At 62.9% G+C, this 5,113-nt stretch carries 5 protein-coding genes; 1 reads left to right on the top strand and 4 read right to left on the bottom strand.

Annotated features, from left to right (window positions below):
- Positions 1–75: 75 nt before the first annotated feature.
- Positions 76–768 carry a TetR/AcrR family transcriptional regulator gene (locus AC1DWT_RS49345; protein WP_378673404.1) on the bottom strand — a complete coding sequence of 231 codons (693 nt, stop codon included), beginning with the start codon at positions 766–768 and terminating at the stop codon, positions 76–78.
- A gap of 96 nt (positions 769–864) precedes the next feature.
- On the opposite strand from AC1DWT_RS49345, the gene AC1DWT_RS49340 reads away from it, so the two are divergent.
- Positions 865–1,551, top strand: coding sequence for a carboxymuconolactone decarboxylase family protein (locus AC1DWT_RS49340; protein WP_378673407.1), 687 nt, complete (start codon positions 865–867; stop codon positions 1,549–1,551).
- 198 nt (positions 1,552–1,749) lie between these two features.
- Here AC1DWT_RS49340 and AC1DWT_RS49335 read toward each other — a convergent pair whose 3' ends face one another.
- The 3 genes from AC1DWT_RS49335 to AC1DWT_RS49325 form a co-directional block, all read right to left on the bottom strand.
- A complete protein-coding gene (locus AC1DWT_RS49335) occupies positions 1,750–2,913 on the bottom strand; it encodes an LLM class flavin-dependent oxidoreductase (RefSeq protein WP_276135690.1) in 1,164 nt (387 codons plus the stop codon).
- Between the two features lie 138 nt (positions 2,914–3,051).
- Positions 3,052–4,509, bottom strand: coding sequence for a 3,4-dihydroxy-2-butanone-4-phosphate synthase (locus tag AC1DWT_RS49330; RefSeq protein ID WP_477926073.1), 1,458 nt, complete (start codon positions 4,507–4,509; stop codon positions 3,052–3,054).
- A gap of 231 nt (positions 4,510–4,740) precedes the next feature.
- Positions 4,741–5,113, bottom strand: a 373-nt coding sequence (locus tag AC1DWT_RS49325; protein ID WP_477926072.1) for a zinc-binding dehydrogenase, incomplete at its 5' end; no start/stop codon positions are given.

The following is a 5,113-nucleotide window of genomic DNA, read 5'->3' as shown; positions in this document are numbered from 1 at the left end:
GGATAGGTCGTTGAGGCCGTTTTCAGGTCTTCCGGGCGCCGGGTCGTGTCACATCGTGACGACCCGGCGCCGAGGTCACTGTCGCGCCGGACGGTCCTGGGTGCGTGCGCCCTCGTAGAACAAGGTGAAGAATGCTTCGGTGGTCTGACGAGCATCGACGTTCTGCATTCCAGGCTTCAGCCATCGATGCGTCCAGTTCACCATCCCGAACAAAGCCTTGGCCATCAACGGCACCGGTACGTCGGAGCGGAGTGCTCCGTTGTCGACACCTTCCTGGAGTACGGACAGCACGATCGTTTCGAATCGTTTGGTCTTTCTCGCCATCTCCTTGCCCCAGGAAGTGGAATCGAGTTGGAGCTGCGCCATGTCTTCCTGGATATACAGATAGACGAACGGGTAGTTCTCCTCGTACGACGTCATCTGCTGCTCGACGAGTCGGCGAAGCTTTTCGGGCGCGTCCTCCTCGCTTGCGGTGATCTCCTCCGCGACGGCGATATTGTTGTCGAGGACACCCACGAGAATGTCGTGGAACAGGGCCTGGAACAGCTCCTTCTTGCTGGCGAAGTAATAGTAGATAGACGCGCGATCGGTGCCGAAACGCTCGGCGATGTCGTTCAGGGTGGCAGCCTCGAAGCCCTTCTCCTTGAACACTTCGGCCGCGGTCCGAAGCAATTCCTGGCGCTTGGCCTGGTAATTGGGGCTGCTGTCCTTCTGAGCGCTGCGGCGGCGGCGACTCATTCCGCTGTTTGCTGCTGTCGACGTAGGCACGTGGAGATGATACCGCCGAGATGGACGTCCCAGTCAACGTCACTGTGAATCAATGTCAACGTTGACGATGTACAACCTAGCAAGGATCGAGGCAAGATGACCGACAACCGAGACTGCAATGCTCCCGAGGACGGAACCGGACTCGGCGATCTTCGCGACTTCGCCGAGCGGCTCCTCGGTGACGTGCACGAAGGTCCACCGCTCGACGAGGTGACCCGGGTACTGATCCAGATCGCCGTTCGAGCGGCCGTCACCGCGATGGATGTCGACGGTACCGGGCGTTTCATCGACGAGGCCCTTGATCTCGGGATAGACGCCGCGCAGATTCAGGAGGCGCTGACATTGGTCTCCGGATTGGGTGTTCACACGCTGTTCGAGTCGTCCCGGCAGCTGGCGGACGCGGTTCAGCGACGTGCCGGCGGCGAGACTGTGCCTCTGGACGAGGCTCGACGTGCACTGTGGGATCGATACGTCGGGACTGATCCGTACTGGCAGCGTATGGAGACCGAGCTGCCGGGGTTCCTCGACGCGCTGTTGAGGATGTCACCAGAGGCCTTCGAGGCGTTCTTCGGCTATTGCGCGGTTCCGTGGACAACCCGCGCGCTCCGCGGCGTCACGAAGGAATTGATCTCTCTCGCTGTCGATTCCACTCCCACCCACAGATATCTTCCCGGCTTCGCGCTGCACCTGAAGAACGCGCTCGATCTCGGCGCCGGATCCGGCGCGATCCGTGAGGTCATCGAACTGTCGGCTGCAGCCCCATCTCACCGCGGCGTCCGCTGAGGCCACTCCTCAGCCTGTACCCCGCAAAGGGCCCGGTACGTGTGTCGTACCGGGCCCTACTTTGTCTGTTCGAGAAGCGTTGCAGAAGGGATCGATCGGAACCCGAGATCCGACCGCCACTTCTGTACCGAGAAATTCGGGGAACCGCTTGGCGATTCCCCGAAGTGCTCGGCCGACGTATCGTGTCTCAGTCGACGATCAGACCGCCACCGTGTCGTGCGTACCCTCCACCTCGACGTTGGGTACGACCTCGGTGGCGAACAGCCGCAGCGACTCCACCCACGGCTCCGGATCGTCCAGCGCGTCGTGAGTGTTGACCGCAAGTTGGCCGTAGCGGAAGCCGGCAAGGTCGAACGTCTTCTCGATCTTCTCGATCACGGTCTCCGGGCTGCCGCACAGCCAGACGTTGTCAGCGAGATAGTCGAGATCGACGTCTGCGATGTCGATCTTCTGGTCCGCGTCATCGATGAATCCCTGCAGGATCCGGTACTTCTGGTAGACCGGCATCAGATACTTCAGCCACGCGTGGCCCAGAGCGCCGTTCTTGGCCTTCTCCTTGGCTTCTTCGTCGGTCTTCGCGACGAACACATCGCGGGCGATCTTGAAACGTGACCCTTGTGGCGTCGCCCCGACGGAGCGACACGCCTCCGAGTACGTCTCCCACTGGGACTTCAACAGCTCCGAACCACCGTAGAACGAAATCGGAGTCCATCCGCGCTCGCCGGCCAAGCGGTGCGACGGCGAGTTCTTGCTCAGACCCGTCACCGCAATCTCCAGGCCGTCGGCTCCGCCGTGGGGTGAATGATCGGCGGTGAGGTGGTACTCTTCGCCTTCCTTGACCTCGAAAGCGCCGTGGGAGGCCACGCCTCCGGGATCGATTCCGCTGTCCAGGCGCGCGGCCTTATAGTACTTTCCCTCGAAGTCGAAAGGCTCCTGGCGCCAGACCTTGTCCATCACCTCGAGCCCTTCCATGAGGCGAGGGTGCGCCTCGGAAAGGTCGCCGGGCTGACCGCGGAGGACTGCTTCGTTCTCCCACGAGCCGGCGCCGACTCCGAGGAAGTAGCGATCCTCGAGCAGCTGCGACGTGTAACCCACCTGGATGGCCAGAGTGGAGGGGTTGTGCAGGGGCACGATGTGCGCCATGGGAGCAAAGCGCATACGTTCGGTGATCTGTGCGGCCGCAACGATCAAGAGCTCCGGATTGGGGATGTTCTCCCAAGCCTGCATCCCGTGCTCGCCCACCATGAAGTCGCGGTAGCCGAACTTGTCAGCGGCGGCAGCGAGCATCAATGAGTACTCGAACGTCTCCTTGTCCTTGCGTCCCGGGCGCATGTACGGGGTGTGGAAGATACCGCATTCCATAATGTGTCCAACTTTCTTGTTGTGGCGAACAGCGATGATCGGTGATCGGTGTTGCGTGCGAAGGCGTTGTACGCCGAAGGTGGTCATGAGAATTCGACGGGCGGGCCGGGAGCACCGGCCGGTCGGGCCTTGTCGATGTCAGCTGGAGGGACTCCGGATGAGTGAGCGGGTACGAATGACATCGGCCGAGAGAGCCGCAACCAGCTCTTCTTTCGAAGCGAATGTGGTCTGGCCACGCATCCAGTGATCCAACTGCACGGTGAGCGTGACACCGTACAGATCGCCGCTGAAGTCGAGCAGGTGCGCCTCGACCAGGCGGATTCCGGATCGGCCGTAGAAGGTCGGTCGCCGACCGACGGAGACCGCTGCTGCGACAACCGTGCCGTCGGGAAGAGTGCAGTGGCCGGCCCACACCCCGTCTGCGATCGTGTTGGAATCCGCCAATTCGAGGTTGGCGGTTCTGAAGCCGAGTTCCCGGCCCCGCTGATCACCGCGTACGACTTCGCCCACTACTCGGCTGGGTTGCCGTATGCACGAATCGGTGGGGATTCGAATCTCGGCCGCGGGGGACACTGTCGCGCTGCTGCTGATGCTCAGGCCGAAATGCCACATCATGGTGCGTGCAGCGGCCGGGAAGTTGTGGAGAGCGCCGGAGCGATAACCGCACTCGCGCACGATCTCGACCAGATCGGCATCGAGGGAGGTGTTCGGACGTCCGCTCGCGCGCGGCCGCGCGACGACCACTGTTCCGCCGCCGTTGTCCGACACGGCGGAAAGCGCCTCTGCGACACGGTCGGTGGCGGACAGATGCGGGGCGGGGTCCAAGTCCTGCACAAAGGAGATCAACGGCGCAGTGTCCGTGGACGATTCGATCGTGTACGCAATGTACTCGTGTCCCGATGCATCACTTCGATAGCCGATGCAGTTGACGTCGCCGTGCTTCGACCCTCGGACGAACGCGAACTCGGTCGCCATGTGTAGTTCCGTGATACGCCGGTAGATGACGACGTCATCGATCGACACCACGCCGAGTTGGTGGGCGTGGGCGAAGCTCTCCGCCTCGTCCGTACCCGCGATCGCCGTGGGATCTTGCTCGGAGACCAGGGCTGTGAAGGTGCCTGCGCGGCTCAGTCCGGCGATCGTCGCCAGATCGACGGATGCTTCGGCCGGGCGGCGGTGATCGAGTACTCCGCCATGGGCGGTGCGCGCGGCGAGAACATGGCCTGGTCGCGTGAACGCCTCGGCTGACGTCGTCGGCTCGGCGAGGCAGCGAAGGGTATGTGCTCTGTCGGACGCGGAGATTCCGGTCCCCGGGCGGTCTGCGTCGACGCTCACCGTGTAGTCGGTTCCGGTGTGGTCTCTGTCGGCACCGGTCATGGTGGTGAGTTGGAGGCGACTGCAGTCTCCACCGGGAAGTGCGGCACACACGAGACCGGAGCCGAATCGAACGAGAAACGCAACGGATTCGACGGTCGCCTTTTCTGCAGCGAGGACGATGTGTGCGTCGCTGTCGGGGGCGGTGCCGGTCAGTACGACGGGCCGACCTGCACTCAGGTCGGACAGTGCCCGTTGTACTCGGGTGGTCGGACAATCCATTTTGTTGACCTCGATTCGTACCGGCGTCGGCAAGTGCGCTGTGACGAGCGTCGCAAAGTTCACGCACCTTGTCAACATCAACGTAGATATAGATCGGGACTGCGGTTCGGGGCCCGGGGCAGGACTCTCGCCGGGTGCAATTCCACGCGCGCGTTGAAGGGCCCGGTGGCCTCCTGGCGCTGGTGCGTACCCTGTCCGTCGGGTCGATCATCAGCGCCAGGCGGCACGGGTCTAGAACACGACGACGAGTCGTCCGTCGGTTCTGCCCCGTTCGAGTCGCTGCAGACCGGTCGGTATCTCCTCGAATGTGATTCGCTCGACCTGGGGGCGTACCGATCCTTCTGCCACGAGTTGGAGGATCGCGCTTGCCTCGTTCTTGGTGCCGTTGGATGAGCCGACGATGGTGACCTCCTTCATCGTGATGTTCGGGATCGAGACGGAGCCGGTTTCCGCGCCCAGTCCGACCTCCACGATGCGCCCGCCGTGCCGGACAGCACCGATTGCCGAGTCGAGGGTCCCCGAGGCCCCGGCGAAGTCGATGATGAGATCCAGGCCCTCGGATTCGAAGTCGCGGATGTCCTGCGCGCACGCCTCGGCGCCGAGG

The organism is Rhodococcus sp. P4_B6, assembly GCF_056402215.1.
Note: the sequence above shows the minus strand (reverse complement) of the source record. Positions and strands in the feature narration are given on the sequence as shown.

What these genes read in the sequence shown, in the direction of transcription:
- AC1DWT_RS49340 (WP_378673407.1), top strand. Translation starts at nt 865, where the DNA reads ATGACCGACAACCGAGACTGCAATGCTCCCGAGGACGGAACCGGACTC.
- AC1DWT_RS49335 (WP_276135690.1), bottom strand. Translation starts at nt 2,913, where the DNA reads ATGGAATGCGGTATCTTCCACACCCCGTACATGCGCCCGGGACGCAAG.
- AC1DWT_RS49330 (WP_477926073.1), bottom strand. Translation starts at nt 4,509, where the DNA reads ATGGATTGTCCGACCACCCGAGTACAACGGGCACTGTCCGACCTGAGT.